The sequence below is a fragment of the Kineococcus rhizosphaerae genome, from assembly GCF_003002055.1.
GTDB lineage: Bacteria > Actinomycetota > Actinomycetes > Actinomycetales > Kineococcaceae > Kineococcus > Kineococcus rhizosphaerae.
Genome location: NZ_PVZF01000012.1, coordinates 69666 through 91639 on the forward strand (window position 1 = coordinate 69666; position 21974 = coordinate 91639).

The window sequence follows — 21974 nt, forward strand, 5'->3', positions numbered from 1 at the left end:
GGGTCCTAGCCCGCCTGCTCGACGGGCTCCTCCTCGCGCACGTCCAGCTCGCGGGCCGGCAGCTTCGGGGCCAGGCCCAGCAGTCCGCGCAGGTCGTCGAGCTGGTCGGTGATCTGGTCGCGCTGGGACATGAGCTCGTCGACCTCCGCCTGCGCGTTGGCGCGCGAGCGCTCGGCCTGCTCACGGGCGGTCTCGACCATCGACTGGGCGCGGGCGCGCGCGTCGGACAGCAGCTCGTCGGACTCCCGGCGGGCCGTCTCGGCGCGCAGCGACGCCTGCGCGATGGCGTCGGCGCGGATCGCCTCGGCCGCCTCGACGGCCTCGTTCGCCCGCTCCTCGGCCTCGGCGGCGCGCTGCTCGGCCTCGGCGATGCGCGCGGCCGTGCGGGCCGCGGCGACCTCGAGCCGCTGGCGGTCCTCCTCGGCCGCCTGCGCGCGGGCCGCGGCCAGCGCGAGCTCCTGCTCGCGCACGCGGGCGTCGGTGCTCGAACGCAGCTCGATGGTCTCGCGCTCGGCCTGCGTGCGCAGGGCCGCGACCTGGCGCTCGGTCGCGGCGATCAGCTCGGCGCTCTCGTGCCGGGCACCGGCCAGGAGCTGGTCGGCCTGACGGTGGGCGGCCGCGGTGACCTCGGCGGCCGTGCGCTGGGCGGCGTCGACCATCCCGTCGGCCTGGTGCTTGGCGCGCGCCACGATCTCCTCGGCGTCCCGGCCGGCCTCCCCGGTGCGGCGCCGGGCGTCCTCGTCGGCCTGCTGGCGGGTCGAGGCCGCCTCGGCGCGGGCCTCCTCGCGCAGCCGGTCGGCGTCGCGGCGGGCCGAGCGCAGGATCTCCGAGGACTGGTCCTCGGCCAGGCGCAGCAGCTTCTCCATGCGGGCCCCGAGGCCGGCGTAGGAGGGCTTCTCGTGCTCGCGCAGCTCCTTGTGCGCGTCGGCGAGCTTCTCCTCGGCCTGACGCAGTTCGTGGTCGCGCTGGGCGACGCGGGCGCGGGCCTCGGCCAGCGCGTCGTCGAGGTGCTTCAGGCGCGCGTCGACCTGGCTGCGTTCGTAGCCGCGGACGACGATGCTGAACGCGTCGTGGGAGTCGGTGGACACCGGCGGACCTCCGGCGGGTACGAGGGGGCGGGAACGGACTGAGCGCAGCGTAACCGCGAGGACCCGGTGGATCCGGAGGGGACACGGGGCGGGGGTAGTTTCACAGGGTGATCGTCGCCTTCTCCGTCGCCCCGTCCGGTGGTCCCGTCCCCGTGGACGGCGAACCCGACTCCGTCAGCGCCGCCGTCGCCGACGCCGTCCTGGTGGTGCGCTCCTCCGGGCTGCCGCACCGCACCGACTCGATGTTCACGACCATCGAGGGCGACTGGGACGAGTGCATGGACGTCGTCAAGCGGGCCACCGAGGCCGTGGCCCGGCACGGCACCCGCGTCTCGCTGGTGCTCAAGGCCGACGTCCGCCCCGGCCGCACGGGGGAGATGACCGGAAAGCTGGAGCGGCTGGAGGCCGCGGTCGAACGGGCGCAGGGGGAGGCCGGCCGGGGTCAGTGACCCGCGGGTGACCCGCGGGTGACCCGCGGGTGACCCGCGGGTGACCCGCGGGTGACTCGGGGACGACCCCGGCCGGCGCCCGTCAGCGCCTGCGGCGCAGCAGGACCGCGTCGGCGCTGAAGCGGCCCGCGCCGGTGAGGGCGAGCACGAGGCCGAGCGCGGCGTACAGCAGCGCGTTCTCGCCGTTGACCTGACCGTCGACGAGGAAGCCCTGCGGGGCGTGGGCGAGCAGCCAGATCCCGGCCATCTGCGCCAGCAGGAGCGTGCCCGCGACGCGGGTGGCCAGGCCGAGCAGCAGCAGCGTGCCCAGCCCCACCTCTCCGAGGATCGAGAGCCAGCCGAAGAAGGTCGGGCCCGGGACCTGCAGGGCGGCGGCGTAGCCCGTCGCCGTGGCGGGGTCGGCCAGCTTGGGGACGCCGTGCACGAGCAGCAGCGCCCCGGCGACCAGGCGCAGCACGAGCAGGCCGGTCGAGGCGGTCGTGGTGCTGCGGACGACCTGCGGGCCGTCGGTGCGCACGGTGCCGGTGGTGGGTGCGGTCACGGGGGGTTCTCCTCTGCGTCGGGAGGGAGCCGGGCGTGGGCGGCGGCTCTTCGGGCGGGCACGAGGTGCACCCCCAGCACGGGGCGCGGAGCTCACCGGTTCACCCGCACGACGTGTTCTGCGCCACAACGCGCACCGTCGGCGAGTCGTCCACCACGCAGCGTGATCGGTACGACCGGGACCCGGACCGCATGCGCCTAGGGTGTCCCCCCGTACCCCTCCCCAAGACGAAGGACCCGACGTGCGACGCCTGGTGGCCTGGACCCTCCTCGTGGCGGGACTGGCCTGCGCCGTCGCGGGGGCGGCGCTGCTGACCGTCTTCGCCCCCGCCGAGCGCATCGACGTCACCGAACGCCGCGCCGAGCCCGGCGTGGCCGTCGTGACCGCCCCCGGCCTGCTCGAGCTGTCCGGGCCCGACGTGCGGGTCACGGCGACCGGCGCGAGCGGCACCGGCGTGTTCGTCGGCGTCGCCCGGGCCGCCGACGCCACGGCCTGGCTCGCCGACGCCGAGCGCACCACCGTCACCGGCGTCGGGGGCGACCTGTCGGACCCCGCCGCGACCACCGAGGTCACCGGCACCGGCGCGGCGGCCGACCCGCGCACCGCCGACATCTGGCTCGCCAGCCGCACGGGCACCGGGTCGGTCGAGCTGACGTGGCCCACGGCCTCCGACGGCGAGCGCCGCGACGCCGGCGGGGTCGTCGTCCTGGCCGCCACCGACGGCACCGCACCCGCCCCCGCGGCCGTGCGCCTCAGCTGGCACGCCGAGGGCACCGCGGCCAGTCACCCCGCCGGGGTCCCGCTGGTCGTCGCCGGGGGCGTCCTGGCGCTGCTCGGCGCCGTCGGCGTCCTGCTGGACCCCCGCCGCCGCGCCGCGGGGGGGCGCGCGTGAGCCGCCGCACCCACCTGCGCCCCGCCGCGGCGCTGGCCACCGCCCTCACCGCGAGCCTCGTGCTCACCGGGTGCGCGCAGCTGCCCACCGTGCGGACCCCCGCGGCCACCGACGAGGTCCCGCTCGTCGTCGAGCCCGGCCAGGCCACCCGCGTCGTCGAGGCGGCCACCGCCGTCCTGCAGGCCGGTGCCGACCCGGCCACCGCCGACCCCGCGGCGCTCGCCGCGCGCGTCAGCGGCCCGGAACTGGCCCTGCGGACCGCGGCGCACACGATCGCCGCCGCGGGCGCGAGCCCCCCGGCCACCAACGGGGCGGACGAACTCACGCCGCTGACCTCGATCCTGCCCCGCGAGAAGGCCTTCCCCCGCTGGTTCGCGACCGTCACGCAGGGCGGGGCCGACCAGTCCCCCTCGCTGGTGGTCCTGCGCTCCGCCTCGGCCCGCGACCCCTACACGGTGTGGGCGACCCCCTCGCTGCTGCCCGGGGCCTCGCTGCCGACGCTGGCCGCCCCCGCCGACGGCGTGGCCGTGGTCGCCGACGACGAGGACACCAACCTGCCGCTGACCCCGCGGGCCGTCGCCGAGCACTACGCCGACGTCCTCACGAACGGCGACGGCAGCCGGTTCGCCGCCGAGTTCGCCCCCGACGGGTACCGCGCCGGGGTCCAGGCGGCCGTGAGCGCCGACACCGCCGCCGTCCAGGGCGCCGGGGGCCGCTTCAGCCAGGAACGGTCCGTGCTGCCCGACGGGGTCCTGGCCGTCCGCACGCGCGACGGCGGCGCCCTCGTCGTCGCCGGCTACACGTGGACCACGACGCTCGACATCCCCGCGGGGGCCACGAGCGGGACCCTGGAGCCGGCCTTCGCCGCGCTCGCCGGTCGCGCGCAGGGCCGCACCACCGACGTGGAGCGCCAGAGCGTCGTCGTCTTCGCCGTCCCGCCGGGCCAGGGCGCCGTGCAGGCCGTGGCCGTCGAGAGCGGTCTGGTGCAGGTCACGGCCGGCTGAGCCGCGCGTGAGAAGGTGTCGCGCATGACTTCTCAGCCCACGGGCCCCGGCGGCAAGCTCAACCTGCGCGGAGCGGTGGACCTCGGTGCGCTCGCGGCGCGCACCACCCGCCGCGAGGAGGTCGCCCGGCGCGCGGCGGCCGACCCCGACGCCGCGACCCCCTCGTCGCCGTTCGTCGTCGACGTCACCGAGGAGACGTTCACCGAGCTCGTCCAGGGCTCGGTGCAGGTGCCGCTCGTCCTCGACCTGTGGGCCGAGGGGTACGACCAGGGCGCCGAGGCCCTGCAGGCCCTCGCCGACGAGTTCGCGGGGGCCTTCCTGCTCGGTCGCATCGACGCCCAGGCCGAACCGGGCCTGGCCCAGTCGCTCGTGCAGTCGCTGCAGGCGCGCGCGATCCCGCTGGTCGCCGCCATCGTCAAGGGCCAGCCCATCCCGCTGTTCACCGGGTCCTACCCCGGCGCCGAGGAGATCCGCCCGGTGCTGGAGGAAGTCCTGCGCGTCGCCGAGGCGAACGGCGTGACGGGCCGGGTCGAGGGGACGGCCGCCGCTCCCGCCGAGGCCGCCCCCGCCGTCCCGCCCCTGCACGCCGAGGCGCTCGCCGCCCTCGACGCCGGCGACTTCGACGGCGCCACGGCCGCCTGGACCAGGGCGCTGGCCCAGGACCCCAAGGACGCCGCGGCCACCGAGGGCCTGGCGCGCGTCGCCGTCCTGCGCCGGGTGGCGGGGGTCGACCTCAACGAGGCCCGCGCCGCCGCGGCCGCCGCCCCGGACGACGTGTCCGCGCAGATCGTGGTCGCCGACCTCGACCTCGTCGGCGGGCACGTCGAGGACGCCTTCAACCGGCTGCTCGGCATCGTCCAGCGCACGGTCGGCGACGACCGCGACGCCGCCCGCACGCACCTGCTGGACCAGTTCTCGGTCGTCGGCACGAGCGACCCGCGGGTCGTGAAGGCCCGCCAGGCCCTCACGCGCGCGTTGTTCTGAGCCCGCGCGCTCAGCGCTCACCCCCGAGCTCGAGGACGTCGCCGCGGAACGTGCGGCGGAAGCGGCGGTCGTGGCTGACGACGACCACGGCCCCGGCGAACGCGTCGATGGCGGCCTCGAGCTCCTCGACCAGCCGCGGGGCGAGGTGGTTGGTCGGTTCGTCCAGCAGCAGGACGTCGTGCCGGTCGGCCAGCAGCCGGGCGAGGTCCAGCCGGCGCCGGCCGCCGGTGGACAGCGTCCGGACGGCGACGCCGAGGCGGTCGCGGTCGAACAACCCCATGCGCAGGAGCGCGCGGGCGCTCTCCTCGGGACCGGCGGGGCGTCCGGCCGCGAAGGTCGCCAGGACCGAGCGGTCGGCCCCGTCCGCGAGGTGGACGCCGGCCGGGTCCTGGCGCAGCAGGCCCACCCGGCCGCGCCGGCGGACGGTCCCGGTGTCCGGGCTCAGGTCCCCGGCCAGCACGTCCAGCAGGGTCGACTTGCCCGCCCCGTTCGGCCCGGTGACCAGCAGTCGGTCGGTGGGCCCGAGGTGCAGGTCGAGCGGCGCCAGCCGGCCCGCCACCGAGATCCCCTCGGCGTGCAGCGACCCCCGCCGTCCCGAGGCGCCCGGCGGGGCGGTGAACCGCAGCGGCTCCGGGGGCGCGGGCACCTCGGCCTCCTGCAGCCGCCGCAGCTTCTCGGCGTTGGCCCGCACCCGGGCGGCGATCGACTCCTGGACGCGTCCGCCCTTGTAGCCGTACTGCATCTTGTCCTTGTCGCGCGGCGGCCGGTCGTGGTTGACGGCCCGGGCCCGGTCGTCCCCGCTCGTGCGCAGCCGCTCGACCTCGGCCTCCCACCCGGCGCGGGCCTGCTCCCAGCGGCGGCGCTCGGCGGCCTGGGCGAGCAGGTAGTCGGCGTAGGAGCCGGGGTAGCGCCCGATCCCGTGCTCGTGGCGGGTGTCGACCTCGACGAGTTCGCGGGCGACGGCGTCGAGGAACTCCCGGTCGTGCGAGACCACCACCGTCGTCCCGCTCCGGGAGCGCAGGTGGTCCTCCAGCCACCGCGACGCGCTGACGTCGAGGTGGTTGGTGGGCTCGTCGAGCAGCAGCACCTCGGGCCTGGCGGCCAGCAGGGCGGCCAGGTGCAGCCGGGAGCGCTGCCCGCCGGAGAGCGTGCCGACCTCCCGGTCCCGGTCGAGCCGGGGCAGGCCCAGCCCGGTCAGGGACTGCTCGAGCCGGGTGTCGGCCTCGTACCCGCCGCGCAGCTCGAAGGCCGTCTGCAGGTCGCCGTACTCGTCGAGCACGGTCCCGGCGTCCGGGCCCGTCATGAGCCCTTCGAGCTCGCGCATCCGGGTCTGCAGGGCCCGCAGGTCGGCGAACGCGTCGTCGAGGACGGTGCCGACGGTGGTGCGCGAGGGGGCGCCGGCGTCCTGGGGGAGGTGGCCGATCCCGCCCGGGGCGGTGGCGACGACGCGGCCGGCCTCGACGGGTTCGACACCGGTGAGAACGCGCAGCAGCGTCGACTTGCCGCAGCCGTTCTCGCCGATGACCCCGGTGACGGTGCCCGGGGCGAGGGTGAGGGTCAGGTCCTGCAGGACCGGCACGTGGTCGTAGCTCTTGGTGACGCCGCGCAGGGCGAGGGAGGTGGTGGTCCGGAGGGTGGGGGCAGGCATGCGGGTTCCTTCACGTGACGTACGCCGGGTGGACCCCCCGCACGCGTGGCGTGGCGGGGTCCGGGGATCGGGGCACGTCAGATGAGCACCGCAGCGGCTCCTCGGTCGGGGACGGGACGGGACCGAGCGTGCGCCCGGCCGCCGGGGACCCGCAACCGCTTTTCCCCGCGGCCGGTCCTAGAGTCGGGCGCGTGAGCACCGAAGCCACCACCCCGGACGTCACGCGTGACGTCCCCCTGCCCCGCAGCACGCCGTCCGCGCAGGGCGTCGACGCACGCGGCATCGCGTCGTTCGTGGACGCGCTGGAGAACACCCCCGGCGTCGAGCCGCACAGCCTGCTGGTCCTGCGCCACGGCCACGTCGTGGCCGAGGGCTGGTGGGCGCCGTTCCGGCCCGAGCGGCCCCACCTGCTGTACTCGCTGTCGAAGAGCTTCACCTCGACGGCGCTCGGGTTCGCCGTCGCCGAGGGGATCGTCGACCTCGACGCGACGGTCCTGTCCTACTTCCCCGAGCACGACGACGAGATCACCGACGACCGTTCCCGGCGCATCCTGGTCCGCCACGTCGCGAACATGGCCAGCGGCCACCGCGAGGAGACCCTGGGCCGGGCGGCGGAAGACCCCAGCGGCGACATCGTCAAGGGTTTCCTGAAGATCCGCCCGGACGAAGAACCCGGGACCCTGTTCTGCTACAACCAGCCCTGCACGTTCTCGGTGTCCGCGATCGTGCAGCGCGCCTCCGGCCAGGGGCTCCTGGAGTACCTGCGGCCCCGGCTGCTCGAACCCCTCGGGGTCTCCCCGGAGAACCTCGGGTGGCTGCGCGACGGCCGCGACCGTGAACTCGGCTGGTCGGGCTTCCACGCCCCCACCGAACTCATCGCCAAGCTCGGGCAGCTGTACCTGCAGCGCGGCGTCTGGGAGGGCCAGCAGGTCCTGCCCGAGGCGTGGGTGGTCGAGGCGACCCGCTCGCACATCGACAACGCGAGCTTCAACGACAACCCCGACTGGCAGCAGGGGTACGGGTTCCAGTTCTGGATCGCCCGGCACGGGTACCGCGGGGACGGCGCGTACGGGCAGTTCTGCGTCGTGCTGCCCGAGCAGGACGCGGTCGTGGCGATCACGTCCCAGAGCCCGGACATGCAGGCCGTGCTCGACGCGGCGTGGGAGCACCTGCTCCCGGCCCTGACCGCCGATCCGCCCGGCGACGCCACGGCCCACGACGAGGCGCTCGCCCACCGGTTGTCCGCGCTGGAACTTCCTGCGCTGCAGGGTCACCCGGTCGTCGAGGGGGAGTTCACCGCGGCCCCCGGCAGCGAACCCGCCAGTTTGACGGCGGTGAGCACCTCGGGTGGGGAACTCGCTCTGCACGACTCGGGTGACACCCTCACCGCCGCGATCGGCCAGGGTTCCTGGGCCGACACCGGCCCCCTGGCGGTCTCCGGGGCGGGGTCGCGGGTCGACGTCCGGTTCGCCGAGACGCCGCACCTGCTGCACCTGGAGTTCGACGGTGAGCAGTTCACCGGTCGCTGGGAGACCGGACCCCTGCACGCCCCCGCGCTGAGCACGCTGCGCCGGCCGTCGTGATCGTCCACCGGGGAGCCGACCTCGACCGGGCAGCGGTCCTGCGGGTCGCGGCCGGCGCCCCGGTGGAACTGGCCCCCGGCCTCCTGGCGACGGTGGGGGCGTCCCGCGGGGCGCTGCTCGCGGCGCTGGAGGGTTCCGGCCCCGTCTACGGCGTGACGACGGGCATGGGGGCCATGGCCGGCGTCACCCTCGACGCCCGTGCCCGCGCCGCGCACCAGGACAACCTCGTCGTGGGCCGGGCCGTCGGCTCGGCCCCGTGGTTGTCGGTGCCGCAGGTCCGCGCGGTGCTGGCCGTGCGGCTGCGGACGTTCCTGCACCCCGAGGCGGGGGTCTCGCCCGAACTGTGCCTGCGGCTGGCCGACCTGCTGAACCGGGGCGTGCACCCGCGCGTGCCCCTGCGCGGCAACGGGGCCGCGGGGGAGATCATCCCCCTGGCCCACGTCGGGGCCGTCGTGCTCGGCGGTGCGGACACCCTCGACGGCCGCAGCGGTGGGCCCGCCGGGTTCGGGACCAAGGAGGGCGTGGCGTTCCTGGAGGGGGTCCCCGTCGCGACCGCCCTGGCGACGCTGGCCGTCCAGGAGGTCTCCACGCTCCTCGACGACGCCGAGCGCGTGCTGGCCGCGACCTCGGAGGTGCTGCGCTCCAGCCCCGACCCCGTGCGTCCGGGGGCCGCCCGCGCCGACGACGTCCTCGAGGTGGTCCACACCCGGCTGCGGGCCCTGCGACCGGCCCCGCACGTCCACGGGCTGCAGGCCCCCCTCTCGGTCCGGGTCGCGCCCGCGGCGGTCGCGCTGGTCCGCCGCCGGGCGGGCGACCTCGCCGCGGCCGCGGACCGGGCCCTGGAGGGGGTCACGGACTCCCCGGCGTTCTGGGACGGGCGGTTCGCGGGCACGGCGGGTTTCGCCGGGACCGAGCTGGCCGGCGGGTCGGACGCGCTGGCCGCGGCGGTGCTGCACCTGGCCGAGACGTCGGTGGCCCGCACGCACCGCACGCTCGACCCCCGGCTGACCGGGCTGAACCCGCAGCTGTCGCCGGAGCCGGGGGCGCAGGCCGGGCTGGTGGCCGTGCACAAGCGGGCCGTCGGGGTCGCGCACCGGCTGCGGCGCTTCGCCGTCCCCGCGCTGACGGGGCCGGTGGAGACGTCGCTGGGTCAGGAGGACGTGCAGAGCTTCGCGCTGGAGGCGGCCGAGTCGCTGGCCGAGGTCGTCGCGGGCCTGCGCGAGGTCCTCGCGGTCGAGCTCCTGGCGGTGCACCGCGCGCGGCTGCTGCGCGGGGGACTGGCCGGGATCTCCCCCGACCTCACGGGGCTCCTGGACCGGGTGGCCGACGAGCTGGGCGAGGAGGTCGTGGACCGGCCCTACGGCCGGGACGTGGAGGCGCTCGTGGGGCTGCTCGGGGGTTCGCTCAGCCGGTCGTGAACCGCGTGGAGTCGCGCACCACCAGGTGCGGGCGGAACACGACGGGGTCGGGCACCTCGCCGTCCCCGCCCAGGGCCAGGAGCTGCTCGACGGCGGCGGCGACGATCGCGTCCTCGTCCCAGGAGACCGTGGTGAGCGCGGGAGCCACGAGCGCGGCGAGCTGGTGGTCGTCGAAGCCGACGACGGACACGTCGCCGGGGATGCGCAGCCCGAGGTCGGCGGCGGCGCGGTAGACCCCGAAGGCGAGGGAGTCGGACAGGCAGAACACCGCGGTGGGGCGCCGGTCGGCGGACAGCACCCCGGCGGCGGCCTCGGCGGCGCCCGCGGGGGAGGCGGGGGCCGGCACGACGAGGAGCTCGATGCCGCGCGGCTGCGCGAGCTGCACCGCCAGCCGCTCCGAGGGGCGGCCGGGGGTGGTGGGCAGGGACGGGGTCAGCAGCGCGACCCGCCGGTGCCCGCGCTCGGCGAGGTGGTCCAGGACCGCCCCGATCCCGAACCCGTTGTCGAACAGCACCGCTCCGCTGCCGGGGCGGGCGGTGAGGGCGTCGCCGATGGAGACGACGGCCGTGGAGGCGGGCAGCAGGCGCCAGTGGTCCGCCGACGGGTCGACGGGGGAGACCAGCGCGCCGTCGACGCGCTGGGCCGCGAACCGCTCCACCACCCGCCGCTCCACGCGGGGGTCGGCGTCGGCGTCAGCGATGGTCGCGTCCTTGTCGACCGTGCGCAGGGCGCGGGTGAGCAGGACGGACAGGTCCTGCTGCCACAGGTCGCGCAGCGAACCGCTGATCCCCACGGTGCCGGTCCGGCCGCTGGCCAGGGCGCGGGCGATGGGGTCGACGCGGTAGCCGAGCTCGAGCGCGAGCGCCTGGACGCGCTCGATGGTCGCGGCCGACCCGCGGGTCCCGCGCAGGGCGTAGGAGGTGGCGGCCAGGGACAGCCCGGCGGCGTCGGCGACGTCCTGCAGCGTGCGGCGTGAGTCCCTCGGCACGGCTGAACAGTAACCGGCGGGCGTTCGAGTGCCCGTCGAACTGGGGCGGGTAGTTGACACCTCGTTTGTGAAGCGCTTCACTCAGTAGGAGTGAAGCGCTTCACGGAACAGGGGGTGATGGAGTGCGGACCGACTGCCACCAGCACCTGTGGCCCGCAGCGCTCCTCGACGCCCTGCGCGAGCGCACCGACCCCCCGTACCTGCGCGGCTGGACCCTGCACCTGCCCGGCGAACCGCCCTGCGCGATCGACCCCGCCGCCCACGACGTCGACGTCCGCCGCACCCTCGAACGCGCCGACGGCACCGCCCGCGCCCTCGTCTCGTTGAGCTCCCCCCTCGGCCTGGAGCACCTGCCGGGGGAGGAGGCCGAACCCCTCCTGCGCGCCTGGCACGACGGCGCGCGGGCCTTCGGGGACCCGTTCGGCCTCTGGGCCGCCGCCGGCGTGACCGACCTCGACCCCGCCGGTCTCGCCGCGACCCTGCGCCACGAGCGCGTCGTCGGCCTCCAGCTGCCCGCCACCGCGCTGGCCACCCCGCGGGCCGTCGAACGCCTCGCCCCGCTGCTGACCGAGTGCGAACGCGCCGGCAAGCCCGTGCTGGTCCACCCCGGCCCCGCCGCCGGCACCGGCGACGACGTCCCTGGCTGGTGGCCCGCCCTCGTCCCCTACGTCCAGCAGCTGCAGGCGGCCTGGCACGCCTGGCACACCGCCGACCACCCCGCCGTCCGGATCTGCTTCGCGGCGCTCGCCGGGCTGGCCCCGCTGCACCACGAACGGCTCGCCGCCCGCGGCGGGGCGCTGGGCCGGCTCGACCCCGACGTGCACTACGAGACGAGCTCGTACGGGCCCCGCGCCGTCGACGCCCTCGTGCGCGTCGTGGGGGTCGACCCCGTCGTCCTGGGCACCGACCGGCCCTACGCCCAGCCGTTCGAGGCGGCCGACCTGCCCGGGTTCGGGGCCGCCTTCGCCCACGCCCTGACCACCGCCAACCCCGCCCACCTGCTCGAAGGGAGCCGACCGTGACCCTCGCCCCCGACACCCCGCACCTGCCCGCCCCGCCCGGGCGCACCCTGAGCCCGCGCGAGCTGAAGGCCTGGGTCGACGCCGCCGCCCGCACCCCCGCGGCCTGGGAGCACCTCGTCCGGCACGACACCGGCGGGCGCCACTTCGCCAGCCTGCACCGCGACGGGGACCTCGACGTCTGGGTCCTGTGCTGGAACACCGTGGACGACACCGGCTGGCACGACCACGACACCTCCTCCGGCGCCGTCGCCGTCACCCGCGGGGCCGTCACCGAGGCCAACCCCCGGATGGGCGGCGACCCCGTCGTGCGCACCGTCGCGGCGGGACGGTCCTTCGCCTTCGGCCCCGACCACATCCACCGGATGACCGGCGCCGTCGACGGGTCCGTCTCGATCCACGCCTACTCCCCGCCGCTGTGGCGGATGGGGCAGTACTCGATCTCCCCGTCCGGGGTGATGCGCCGCACCTCGATTAGCTACGCCGACGAGCTGCGCCCCCTGGACTGAGCGGGCGGACCGCACCGACCGCGTTCGCCCCTCGGGGTCGTCAGCCTCCACGACGTGCAGGAACTCCGCACCCATCGGGCGACACGCCGACGACCACAGCCCGGACACCGGCGTGTCGCGGAACGGGTGCAGGATCCGCGCACACCCCGGCCGATGGCACGGTCGTCCCGCCGTCCGGACGATCGTCCCCGTCCCCGTCCTGCCGGGCGGGTCCTAGCCCTCCAGCCGCAGGAACAGCGCCAGGTCCGCCACCCGCTCGACGACCCGTTCGACGTCGGGACCGATCGGGGCGTCCCGCGCGTCGCGGTCCAGGATCTCGTCGAACACCCCGAACAGCGCCGCCGCGCCGGGGGAGAGGCGGTCCGGCGCCGCCCGCAGCGCCCGGACCGCCGCCAGGGCCTCCACGGCCAGCACCAGCGGCGCCAGGTCGGCCGTCTGCCGCAGCGCCCGCGCGCCCTGTGTGGCGAAGCTCGCGTGCTCCTCCAGCCCCAGCGAGATCGACACCGTCCCCGCCGTCATCGGGGCCGTCGCCGGCCGCAGCTCCGCCAAGGCGTCCTGCACGACGTACTCGCCGATCATCAGCCCCGAGCTGCCGCGCGGACCGGCCGCCAGGAACGCGCGCAGCCCGGTGTGCTCGGGCCGCAGCAGCAGCGCCAGCCGCGCCGCCGACAACGTGAGCACCCCGTACGTGGTGGCGCGCAACGTGTCCAGGGCCGTCGCCAGCGAGGCCGCGTGGAACTGCCCGTGGTGGAAGACGCCGTCGGGGGAGACCAGCGGGTTCTCCCCCGGCGTCGAGGCCTCCAGGGTGAGCACGTCGCCCAGCGCGTCGGCCGCCGCGAACGCCGGCGCCAGCACCTGCGGGACCGTCCGCAGCGCGAACGGGTCCTGCAGTCGCGCCGCCCGCGGCCCGCCGTCCACCAGGGCGTGCAGCGCCGCCGCGACCTCGGGCTGACGCGGGTGCGGGCGCGCCGCGTGCACCCGCGGCGCCCACGCCTGCGGGTTGCCGCGCAGGGCCAGGAACGACAGCGCCGAGATCCCCAGCCCCGCCAGCAGCAGCTGGCGCAACCGGACCAGGGCCAGCGACGCCGTCGCCAGCGTCAGCGCGTGCGAGGAGATCAGCGGCAGCGCGTCGGCCGCCCCCAGCGGCGCCGGCGGGACCGACCCCGACCGCCAGGGGCGCTCGCCGACCAGCGTCAGCCCCAGCTCGGCCAACGGGGCCAGGTCCGAGGTCCCGATGCCCCCGAAGCGGTGCAGCGTCGGCAGCGCGCCCGTCTCCACCGCGTCGGCCAGCGCGCCCAGCACGGGAGCGCTGACGCCCGCGCCCAGCCCCGCGTGCGCCCCCGCGAGCAGCTGGTTCAGCCGCACCACGAGCGCGGCCCGGGTCGTCGGCTCGTCCTCGACCGGCCCCAGCGACGCCGCGTGCGAGCGCAGCAGCCGCAACCCGTGCGCCCGGGGGTGCTCCTCCTGCTCCTCGTCGACCTCGACGTCCTTGTTCGCGCCCACGCCCGTCGTCGCCCCGTACACCGCCCCGGCCCCGCGCGCAGCGTCCATCGCCGCCTCCAGCGCCCCCAGCGAGCCCAGCACCACCCGGTCCACGACCGGCCGGGCCCGCCCGTGCGCGACGTCGTCCAGGTCCTCCAGGCTCAGGGCCCGACCCGACAACGCGACCCCCGGAGTCGCGCCCCGGGACCGCTGGTGCTCCACTTGTCCTCCACGCACGACCGCTGGTGGGTCTTCCTGGGAGAGGTCACGATCAGGTGTCGGCTGATCGTGCCTCGTTGACCGGTTCCTGCCCTGTGCTCAGCATGTACCAGCCCACAGGTCCAACCCGGGAGCCGCCCCAGTGATCACGTTCGAGGCCGTCCGCAAGCAGTTCCCCGACGGGACGGTGGCCGTCGACGGCCTCGACCTGGAGCTCCCCACCGGGCGGATCACCGTCTTCGTGGGCCCCTCGGGCTGCGGCAAGACGACGTCGCTGCGGATGATCAACCGGATGATCGAGCCCACCGGCGGCACCGTCGCGATCGACGGGAAGGACGTCCGCGCCCAGGACCCCGCCACCCTGCGCCGCGGCATCGGCTACGTCATCCAGCACGCCGGGCTCTTCCCGCACAAGACCGTGCTCGACAACGTCCTGACCGTGCCCAAGCTGGTCGGCAGGGGGCGCGAAAGGAACCGCGCCCTGGAACTGCTCGAACGCGTCGGGCTGCCGGCGGCCTTCGCCGACCGGTACCCCGCCCAGCTGTCCGGCGGCCAGCAGCAGCGCGTCGGCGTCGCCCGGGCGCTCGCGGCCGACCCGCCCGTCATGCTCATGGACGAACCCTTCAGCGCCGTCGACCCCATCGTCCGGGCCCAGCTGCAGGAGGAGTTCCTGCGCCTGCAGGCCGAGCTGGGCAAGACCATCGCGATCGTCACCCACGACATCGACGAGGCCGTCGTCCTCGGTGACCGGATCGCCGTCTTCCGCCAGGGCGGGCACCTCGCGCAGGTCGGGACCCCCGAGGAACTGCTCACGAAACCCGCCGACGAGTTCGTCCGGAACTTCGTGGGCCGCGACCGCGGCTACCGCGGCCTGAGCTTCCAGCGCAGCGACGACCTGCTCCTGCACCCCTTCCCGGCGGGCCGGTCCCTGGACGGCGAGGGCACGTTCCGCGACGGGGACTCGCTGCGCGTGGTCGTCGACCTGACCCTCACGTCCCCGACGGGGACCGCCGTCAAGGTCGACGCCGATGGCCGGCCGCTGGGGTTCGTGCACCACCGCGACGTCGTCGACCTGCTGGAGCAGCGCCGGTGAGCGATATTGTGAAGTACCTGCGGGACAACCACTCGACGGTCCTGGACGCCCTCGGACAGCACGTGCTCCTCGCGGTCCTGCCGCTGCTGATCGGCGTCGTCGTGGCCCTTCCCGTCGGGTACCTCGGCGTGCGGTTCGGCTGGCTGTACCACCCCCTGCTCAACGTCTCCGGGCTGATCTACTCGATCCCCTCGCTGGCGGTCTTCGTGGCCCTGCCGTACGTGCTGCACACGAAGATCCTCTCGCCGGTCAACATCGTCGTGGCGCTGGCGCTGTACACGGTGGCGCTCATGGCCCGGACCGTGGCCGACGGGTTGCGATCGGTCGACCCGGCGCTGACCGAGGCGGCCACCGCGATGGGGTACAAGCGGACCCGGCGCCTGCTGGAGGTCGAACTCCCGCTGGCCGCGCCGGTCATCCTCGCCGGGGTGCGGGTGGCCGCGGTGTCGAACATCTCCCTGGTCAGCGTCGGGGCGCTGCTGGGGGTCGGGGGGCTCGGCGCGTTGTTCACCCGCGGGTTCCAGCTGTTCTACACCGCCCCCATCGTTGTGGGGATCGTGCTGTCCATCGCGCTGGCCGCGCTCGCGGACCTGTTGATCGTGCTGTTCCAGCGGGCGGTCACGCCGTGGACCCGCGCCGTGAAGGGAGCCTGACGTGGACGGCAAGCCCTACCTGCTCGACGGTGCGAACTGGACCTGGTCGGGCACCGGGACCATCCCGCACCTGCTGGTGTCCCACCTGGGGTACACGTTCTTCGCCGTCCTCGTGGGTTTCGTCATCGCGTTCCCGCTGGGTCTGCTCATCGGGCACACGGGCAGGGGCTCGTTCCTGGCCATCAACGCCGGCAACGCGGGGCGGTCCCTGCCGACCCTGGGGCTGCTGAGCCTGCTCGTCGTGCTCATGGGTCTGGGGTTCACCCCCGTCCTCATCGCCCTGGTCGTCCTCGTGATCCCCCCGATCCTCACCTCCACGTACGCGGGGCTGCGCTCGGTGGACCAGAACGCCGTCGACGCGGCCAAGGGAATGGGCATGAGCTCCACCCAGGTGCTGTTCCGCGTCGAGCTCCCGATCGCGTTGCCCGTGGTCTTCGGCGGGATCCGGGCCGCGGTGCTGCAGGTCGTGGCGACCGCGACGGTGGCCGCCTACGTCGGGGGCAGCGGGCTGGGACGACTGCTGGTCGACGGGCTGGCCCTCAACGACTACGGCCAGATGGTCGCCGGGGCGGTCGTCGTCGCGGTGCTGGCCATCGTGCTGGACCTGCTCCTGGGCCTGGTCCAGCGCTACGCCGTCTCACCCGGACTCACCGGCCGCGGGTTGAAGCGCGCACGGGGAACGCGATCCGTGGCAGAGTCCGGGGCGATCCCGGACGAAGAACTCATCAGTGCAGGCTCGTCGAAAGGCACGTCATGAACCGCAGGAACCTCCTCGGCCTCGCCCTCCTGGGCTCCGTGACCGCGGGGTTGGCCGCGTGCGGCGGAGGCGGCGACCCGCTGAGCAGCACCTCCAGCAGCACCACGAGCGGTTCGGCCGACTCCAGCTCGGTCATCATCGGGTCCGCGAACTTCCCTGAGAGCGAGCTCATCGCCGAGATGTACGCCCAGGTCCTCGAGGGCAAGGGCGTCAAGGTCGAGCGCAAGTTCAACATCGGCGCCCGTGAGCTCTACCTCAAGGCCCTGGACGACGGGTCCATCGACCTGCTGCCGGAGTACAACGGCGCGCTGCTGGCGTACTACCTCAAGGGCGACGCGCCCCAGGGGGTGTCCAGCCCTGAGCAGGTGCTGGACGCGCTCAAGCCCAAGCTGCCCTCGGGACTGGAGGTCCTGGACCAGGCGGCCGCCGAGGACAAGGACTCCCTGTCGGTCAGCTCCGACACCGCGTCGAAGTACAACCTCAAGAGCATCGCCGACCTGGCACCGGTGGCCAAGGACCTCGTCGCCGGCGGCGGCCCGGAGTTCGTCAAGCGCTACCAGGGCCTGGTCGGGCTCAAGGAGCTGTACGGCGTCGAGTTCAAGGAGTTCAAGTCCCTCGACCCGGGCGGCCCGCTGACCGTCGGGGCGCTCAAGGACGGCACCATCCAGGTCGGCAACATCTTCACCACCGACTCGGCCATCACGACGAACAAGTTCACGGTCCTGGAGGACCCCAAGAACCTGTTCCTGGCCCAGAACGTGCTGCCGCTCATCCGGTCCTCGAAGAGCAACGACACGATCGCCTCCGCGCTCAACGCGTTCTCGGCCAAGCTGACGACCGAGAACCTCACCGAGTACCTGTCCAAGGTCCAGGTGGACAAGCAGGACTCCGCCACGGTGGCCAAGGCGTTCCTGTCGGCCAACGGCCTGGCCTGACCCCCACGACCTGCGGGGGGTGGGGGAGCAGCCCCGCCCCCCCGGGGGTTGACCTGGAGCGCGCTCCAGGTCCTAGCGTTCACGGCATGACGCCACAACGACCCGTCGGTTCCGGTTTCGGTCACGACTCCACCGCGACGGAGGTCCTCGCCGGGATCGACCTCACCGGCCGCACCGTCGTCCTCACCGGCGGCTACTCCGGGATCGGCCTGGAAGCCACCCGCGCCCTGACCGCCGCCGGGGCCCACGTCGTGGTCCCCGCCCGTCGTCCCGAGCGCGCCGCCGCCGAGCTCGCCGGGATCGAGCGCACCGAGGTCGCCGAACTCGACCTCGGGGACCAGGACAGCGTCGCCCGGTTCGCGCAGGAGTTCCTCGCCTCGGGGCGTCCGATCCACGCCTTCATCGGCAACGCCGGGATCATGGCCTGCCCCGAGACCCGCCTGGCGCGGGGCTGGGAGGCGCAGTTCGGCACGAACCACCTGGGGCACTACGCCCTCGTCAACCGGCTCTGGCCCGCTCTCGCCGCCGGGGGCGGTCGCGTGGTCTCGTTGTCGAGCTCGGCCCACCACCGCTCGGGCATCCGCTTCGAGGACCCGATGTTCACCCGCGGTGACTACGACAAGTGGGAGGCGTACGGCCAGGCCAAGACGGCCAACGCCCTGTTCGCGCTGCACCTCGACACCCTCGCCGCGCCGCAGGGGGTCCGGACCTTCTCGATGCACCCCGGCGGCATCCTCACCCCGCTGCAGCGTCACCTGCCCCGCGAGGAGATGGTCGCCGCCGGCTGGATCGACGAAGACGGCAACGAGCTGATGGAGGGGTTCAAGACCCCCGCCGCGGGGGCGGCGACCGAGGTGTGGGCCGCCACGAGCCCGCGGCTGGACGGGCTGGGGGGCGTGTTCTGCGAGGACTGCGACATCGCGCTGCCCGTCGACGCCGACCGGCCGCCGTTCACCGCCGGCGTCGCCCCGCACGCCACCGACCCCGAGGCCGCGGCACGCCTGTGGGCGCTGTCGGCCGAACTCACGGGCGTCGACGCCTTCGCGTGACGCCGACGCCCGGGTGAGCTCGGGGCGGGCGGGGGGACAGACGGATCAGGCCGGGACGAGCCAGGTGACACCCAGCGGCGGCACCCGCAGCGCGGTGGAGAACTCCTGGCCGTTCCAGGCCATCTGCTCGGCCTCGAGCGTCCCGGTGTTGACGACCCCGGAGCCGGCGAACTCCTCGGCGTCGGTGTTGAGGACCTCTCGCCAGGCCCCCGGCTGCGGCAGCCCGACCCGGAAGTCCTCGTACGCCGACCCGGAGAAGTTGCAGACCGCCACGAGCGGCTTGCGGTCAGTGCTCCAGCGGACGTAGGAGAGGACATTGCGCAGGTTGTCGCCGCCGTCGATCCACTGGAAGCCCTCGGACCGGAAGTCGTCGGACCACAGCTCTGGACGGTCCTTGTAGACGGCGTTCAGCTGCGAGACCAGGTGGTGCAGCCCCTTGTGCCACGGCGTGTCCAGCAGCCACCAGTCCAGCGACCGGGCCTCGGACCACTCCGACTCCTGCCCGAGCTCGGCCCCCATGAACAGCAGCTGCTTGCCGGGGTGGGACCACATGTAGGCCAGGTAGGCGCGGACGTTGGCGAGCTGCTGCCAGCGGTCGCCGGGCATCTTGCGCAGCAGCGACCCCTTGCCGTGCACGACCTCGTCGTGCGAGATCGGCAGCGTGAAGTTCTCGCTGAACGCGTACACCAGGCTGAACGTCAGCTCGCCGTGGTGCCACTGCCGGTTCACGGGGTCCTCGCTGATGTACCGCAGCGAGTCGTGCATCCAGCCCATGTTCCACTTCAGCCCGAAGCCGAGCCCGCCGCCGCTCGTGGGCGCGGTGACGCCCGGGTACGCGGTGGACTCCTCGGCGATCATCATGATGCCGGGGGTGCGCTTGTAGGCCGTGGCGTTGGCCTCCTGCAGGAACGAGATCGCCTCGAGGTTCTCCCGGCCGCCGTAGCGGTTCGGGACCCACTCACCCTCGTTGCGGGAGTAGTCCAGGTACAGCATCGAGGCCACGGCGTCGACCCGCAGGCCGTCGGCGTGGAACTCCTCCAGCCAGTACAGCCCGGAGGCGACGAGGAAGTTGCGGACCTCGCTGCGGCCGAAGTTGGGGATGTAGGTGCCCCAGTCCATGTGCTCGCCCAGGCGCGGGTCCGGGTGCTCGTACAGCGCGGTCCCGTCGAAGCGGGCCAGGGCGAACTCGTCCTTGGGGAAGTGGCCGGGGACCCAGTCGATGATGACGCCGATGCCGGCCCGGTGCAGGGAGTCGATGAGGAAGCGCAGCTCGTCGGGGGAGCCGAACCGCGACGTCGGGGCGAAGTACCCCGTCACCTGGTAGCCCCACGACCCGCCGAAGGGGTGCTCCATGACGGGCAGGAACTCGACGTGCGTGAACCCCGTGGCCTTCACGTAGTCGACGAGCTCGGTCGCGAGCTCGGTGTAGCTCAGACCCTGCTTCCAGGACCCCAGGTGCACCTCGTAGATGGAGACCGGCCCGTCCTGGGCGACCTTCGCCGCCCGCTGCTCGAGCCAGTCGGCGTCGTTCCACTCGTAGCTGCTCTCGGTGACGACCGAGGCCGTCGCGGGCGGGACCTCGCTGTACTGGGCCATCGGGTCGGCCTTCTGCCGCCAGTGCCCGTCGGCGCCGAGGATCTCGTACTTGTAGCGCGAACCGAGCCCCACCCCGGGCAGGAAGACCTCCCACACGCCGGACGAGCCGAGCGAGCGCATGCCCTCGCCGCGCCCGTTCCAGTGGTTGTGGTCGCCGACGACGCGCACCGCGCGGGCGTTGGGCGCCCACACGGCGAACGAGGTGCCCTCGACCGGGCCCAGCGGGCCCTTCCAGCGCTTGACGTGCGAGCCGAGGACGTTCCACAGCTCCTCGTGCCGGCCTTCGCCGATGAGGTGCAGGTCGACCTCACCCACGGTGGGCAGGAAGCGGTAGGGGTCGTCCACCACGAGGGGTTCGGCGTCGGGGTAGGTGACCTCGACCCGGTAGTCGCCGACGGCGCTGTCCGGGCGGACCCCGACCCACACCCCGTCGTACTCGTGGACGAGCCCGACGCGCGAGCCGTCCTCGGTGAGGACCGTGACCGCGGAGGCGAACGGCTTCAGGACGCGGTAGGTGACACCGCCGTCGTGCGCGTGCGCGCCGAGGACCGAGTGCGGGGACCAGTGCGCGCCGGCGGCGGCCCGGGCCAGGTCGTCGGCGTCGACAGGGCGGGGGACGATGGCTTGACCGGTCATGCGTGTGAGTCTCCCGTGATCGTCGGGGACCCGCCTCTCAGGACGGGTCGGACAGCAACCGGTGGACGGCGTCCAGCGGGATGCGCAGCCAGTCGGGCCGGTTGCGCGCTTCGTAGACCACCTCGTACAGGGCCTTGTCCAGTTCGAGCGCCGCCAGCAGCACCGCCTGGTCGCCGGTGCGGGGGTCGGATCCCGCGACGGCGCTGTACCCGTCGAGGAAGGCCTCCCGGCACCGCGCGCCCCAGGTCCCCGGCTCGGGGACCGTGGAGGCCGCGTAGTCGAAGGAGCGCAGCATCCCCGCGACGTCGCGCAGCGCGAGGTCCGGCAGGCTGCGCTCGGCCAGCGGCCGCAGCGGCTCGCCCTCGAAGTCCAGCAGCACCCAGCCGCGGGCGGCCGAGTGCAGCACCTGCCCGAGGTGGTAGTCGCCGTGGACCCGTTGCAGCGCAGGGGCGTGCGTGACGTGCCGGACGGCGTCGACGCGGGCGCGGGCGGCGGCGGCCACGTCGTGCAGCGCCGGGACGGCCGTGCACGCCCACGCCACGCGCTCCAGCAGTCCGTCGGCCAGCGCCGCCAGCCGCTCGGGCGTGGCCGGTTCGGTGGGCAGCTCGGCGGCGAGGACGGCGTGGACCTCGGCCGTGGCCCGGCCCAGTTCCCGCGCCTGCGCGCTGAAGTCCCGACCCTGCTCGACGGCGGCCGTCGCGACCCGCCAGGCGTCCTGCGAACCGGCGAGGAACTCGGTGACGTGCGCGAAGTGGCCCACGGCGAGCGACCCGTCGGTGCCGGTCCACTGCCCGTCCACCCACCCCGAGGGACGGGGGACCCGGCCGCAGCCGGCGTCGGCCAGCGCGGTCTGCACGACGACGTCGGGGTTGTCGCCCGCGGACAGCACCCGGAACACCTTGGCGATGAGCGGTGTCTCGCCCTCGTCGGCCGAGACCACGATCGAGGTGTTCGACTGCTCGCCGGACAGGACCTTGGTCCGCAGCCCCGCGGGGACGGGCAGGCCGCCCTCGGCGCTGTGGCCGTGGACGCCGAACGTCGTCGACCCCGCCCCCTCCTCGGCGGCCACCAGGGTCAGCAGGGCCCGCGTCCACGTCGGGTCGTGCGGACCGTCGTAGATCCACGCCGGGGCCCCGTCGACGTCGGGCAGTTCCCCGACCAGGGCGTGCGCCAGGTCCGGGTCCGGGGCCGGGCGCACCGAGATCGGCACGGAGTAGACGGTGTGCGCGGCGTCGTGCCCCTCGCCGGAACGGACGGTCAGGGCAACCAGCTGCGCCACCCCGCCCTCGTCGAGCGGGGTGCGCTCGATGCGCTGGACGTGGGCGAGGACGCCCTTGTGGGCGAACCACCGCTGCCGGGGGGCCCACTCGCGCAGGAGCTCGGCGACGGCCTCGTCGGAGGCCTTGGACGTCACGACGGGAACTCCCACGG

At 74.8% G+C, this 21974-nt stretch carries 20 protein-coding genes; 13 read left to right on the forward strand and 7 right to left on the reverse strand.

The genetic code is table 11. The annotated features are described in order from the left end of the window. Positions 1-5 precede the first annotated feature (5 nt). On the reverse strand, positions 6-1088 hold the full coding sequence (locus CLV37_RS27785) for a coiled-coil domain-containing protein (RefSeq protein WP_106214038.1): 1083 nt from the start codon (positions 1086-1088) through the stop codon (positions 6-8). A gap of 107 nt (positions 1089-1195) precedes the next feature. Here CLV37_RS27785 and CLV37_RS20800 point away from each other — a divergent pair, with 107 nt between their 5' ends. After that, the gene (locus CLV37_RS20800) at positions 1196-1537 is read left to right on the forward strand and encodes a thiamine-binding protein (protein WP_106214040.1); all 342 of its coding nucleotides are present in this window, start codon (positions 1196-1198) and stop codon (positions 1535-1537) included. 82 nt (positions 1538-1619) lie between these two features. Here CLV37_RS20800 and CLV37_RS27790 read toward each other — a convergent pair whose 3' ends face one another. Further along, positions 1620-2078, reverse strand: a complete 459-nt coding sequence (locus CLV37_RS27790; RefSeq protein ID WP_170127403.1) for a DoxX family protein — start codon at positions 2076-2078, stop codon at positions 1620-1622. 241 nt (positions 2079-2319) lie between these two features. On the opposite strand from CLV37_RS27790, the gene CLV37_RS20810 reads away from it, so the two are divergent. The 3 genes from CLV37_RS20810 to CLV37_RS20820 are packed head-to-tail and all read left to right on the forward strand — an operon-like array spanning position 2320 to position 4958. Further along, on the forward strand, positions 2320-2970 hold the full coding sequence (locus CLV37_RS20810) for a hypothetical protein (RefSeq protein WP_170127404.1): 651 nt from the start codon (positions 2320-2322) through the stop codon (positions 2968-2970). Next, positions 2967-3974, forward strand: a complete 1008-nt coding sequence (locus tag CLV37_RS20815) for a DUF8094 domain-containing protein (protein WP_106214046.1) — start codon at positions 2967-2969, stop codon at positions 3972-3974. Before CLV37_RS20810 ends, CLV37_RS20815 begins: the two co-directional genes overlap by 4 nt. A gap of 24 nt (positions 3975-3998) precedes the next feature. Continuing rightward, the gene (locus CLV37_RS20820; RefSeq protein WP_106214048.1) at positions 3999-4958 is read left to right on the forward strand and encodes a tetratricopeptide repeat protein; all 960 of its coding nucleotides are present in this window, start codon (positions 3999-4001) and stop codon (positions 4956-4958) included. 10 nt (positions 4959-4968) lie between these two features. On the opposite strand, the gene CLV37_RS20825 is transcribed toward CLV37_RS20820, so the two are convergent. Next, on the reverse strand, positions 4969-6606 hold the full coding sequence (locus CLV37_RS20825; protein ID WP_106214050.1) for an ABC-F family ATP-binding cassette domain-containing protein: 1638 nt from the start codon (positions 6604-6606) through the stop codon (positions 4969-4971). 191 nt (positions 6607-6797) lie between these two features. Here CLV37_RS20825 and CLV37_RS20830 point away from each other — a divergent pair, with 191 nt between their 5' ends. Continuing rightward, positions 6798-8189, forward strand: coding sequence for a serine hydrolase domain-containing protein (locus CLV37_RS20830; RefSeq protein ID WP_106214052.1), 1392 nt, complete (start codon positions 6798-6800; stop codon positions 8187-8189). After that, complete coding sequence (locus CLV37_RS20835) at positions 8186-9607, forward strand: aromatic amino acid ammonia-lyase (protein WP_106214054.1); 1422 nt, start codon at positions 8186-8188, stop codon at positions 9605-9607. The genes CLV37_RS20830 and CLV37_RS20835 overlap by 4 nt, the downstream gene beginning before the upstream one ends. Here the strand turns inward: CLV37_RS20835 and CLV37_RS20840 are convergent. Then, positions 9594-10595 carry a LacI family DNA-binding transcriptional regulator gene (locus tag CLV37_RS20840; protein WP_106214056.1) on the reverse strand — a complete coding sequence of 334 codons (1002 nt, stop codon included), beginning with the start codon at positions 10593-10595 and terminating at the stop codon, positions 9594-9596. The genes CLV37_RS20835 and CLV37_RS20840 overlap by 14 nt on opposite strands. A 122-nt stretch (positions 10596-10717) precedes the next feature. Between CLV37_RS20840 and CLV37_RS20845 the strand changes: the two genes are divergently transcribed. After that, positions 10718-11617 carry an amidohydrolase family protein gene (locus CLV37_RS20845; RefSeq protein WP_106214058.1) on the forward strand — a complete coding sequence of 300 codons (900 nt, stop codon included), beginning with the start codon at positions 10718-10720 and terminating at the stop codon, positions 11615-11617. After that, positions 11614-12123, forward strand: coding sequence for a cysteine dioxygenase (locus CLV37_RS20850; protein WP_106214060.1), 510 nt, complete (start codon positions 11614-11616; stop codon positions 12121-12123). The genes CLV37_RS20845 and CLV37_RS20850 overlap by 4 nt, the downstream gene beginning before the upstream one ends. A 213-nt stretch (positions 12124-12336) precedes the next feature. Here the strand turns inward: CLV37_RS20850 and CLV37_RS20855 are convergent, their stop codons facing one another. Then, positions 12337-13827, reverse strand: a complete 1491-nt coding sequence (locus CLV37_RS20855) for an aromatic amino acid lyase (protein WP_106214062.1) — start codon at positions 13825-13827, stop codon at positions 12337-12339. Between the two features lie 139 nt (positions 13828-13966). Here CLV37_RS20855 and CLV37_RS20860 point away from each other — a divergent pair, with 139 nt between their 5' ends. From CLV37_RS20860 to CLV37_RS20880, 5 genes are all read left to right on the forward strand, one after another. Next, positions 13967-14917, forward strand: coding sequence for an ABC transporter ATP-binding protein (locus CLV37_RS20860; RefSeq protein WP_106214064.1), 951 nt, complete (start codon positions 13967-13969; stop codon positions 14915-14917). Beyond that, positions 14914-15570 carry an ABC transporter permease gene (locus CLV37_RS20865; protein ID WP_211298829.1) on the forward strand — a complete coding sequence of 219 codons (657 nt, stop codon included), beginning with the start codon at positions 14914-14916 and terminating at the stop codon, positions 15568-15570. Before CLV37_RS20860 ends, CLV37_RS20865 begins: the two co-directional genes overlap by 4 nt. Before the next feature lies 1 nt (position 15571). After that, on the forward strand, positions 15572-16327 hold the full coding sequence (locus CLV37_RS20870) for an ABC transporter permease (protein WP_106214066.1): 756 nt from the start codon (positions 15572-15574) through the stop codon (positions 16325-16327). Continuing rightward, positions 16324-17262, forward strand: a complete 939-nt coding sequence (locus CLV37_RS20875; protein ID WP_106214068.1) for an ABC transporter substrate-binding protein — start codon at positions 16324-16326, stop codon at positions 17260-17262. Before CLV37_RS20870 ends, CLV37_RS20875 begins: the two co-directional genes overlap by 4 nt. 86 nt (positions 17263-17348) lie before the next feature. Next, positions 17349-18311, forward strand: a complete 963-nt coding sequence (locus CLV37_RS20880) for an SDR family NAD(P)-dependent oxidoreductase (protein ID WP_106214070.1) — start codon at positions 17349-17351, stop codon at positions 18309-18311. A gap of 45 nt (positions 18312-18356) precedes the next feature. On the opposite strand, the gene glgB is transcribed toward CLV37_RS20880, so the two are convergent. Together glgB and CLV37_RS20890 are read right to left on the reverse strand one after the other, a co-directional pair. Next, on the reverse strand, positions 18357-20543 hold the full coding sequence (gene glgB, locus CLV37_RS20885) for a 1,4-alpha-glucan branching protein GlgB (RefSeq protein ID WP_106214072.1): 2187 nt from the start codon (positions 20541-20543) through the stop codon (positions 18357-18359). Between the two features lie 37 nt (positions 20544-20580). After that, complete coding sequence (locus CLV37_RS20890) at positions 20581-21957, reverse strand: maltokinase N-terminal cap-like domain-containing protein (RefSeq protein ID WP_106214074.1); 1377 nt, start codon at positions 21955-21957, stop codon at positions 20581-20583. Positions 21958-21974 lie beyond the last annotated feature (17 nt).

Bases quoted from the DNA above. Each gene is read 5' to 3' on its own strand.
- CLV37_RS20880 (WP_106214070.1), top strand. From the start codon at position 17,349: ATGACGCCACAACGACCCGTCGGTTCCGGTTTCGGTCACGACTCCACC.
- glgB (WP_106214072.1), bottom strand. From the start codon at position 20,543: ATGACCGGTCAAGCCATCGTCCCCCGCCCTGTCGACGCCGACGACCTG.
- CLV37_RS20820 (WP_106214048.1), top strand. From the start codon at position 3,999: ATGACTTCTCAGCCCACGGGCCCCGGCGGCAAGCTCAACCTGCGCGGA.
- CLV37_RS20825 (WP_106214050.1), bottom strand. From the start codon at position 6,606: ATGCCTGCCCCCACCCTCCGGACCACCACCTCCCTCGCCCTGCGCGGC.
- CLV37_RS20875 (WP_106214068.1), top strand. From the start codon at position 16,324: ATGAACCGCAGGAACCTCCTCGGCCTCGCCCTCCTGGGCTCCGTGACC.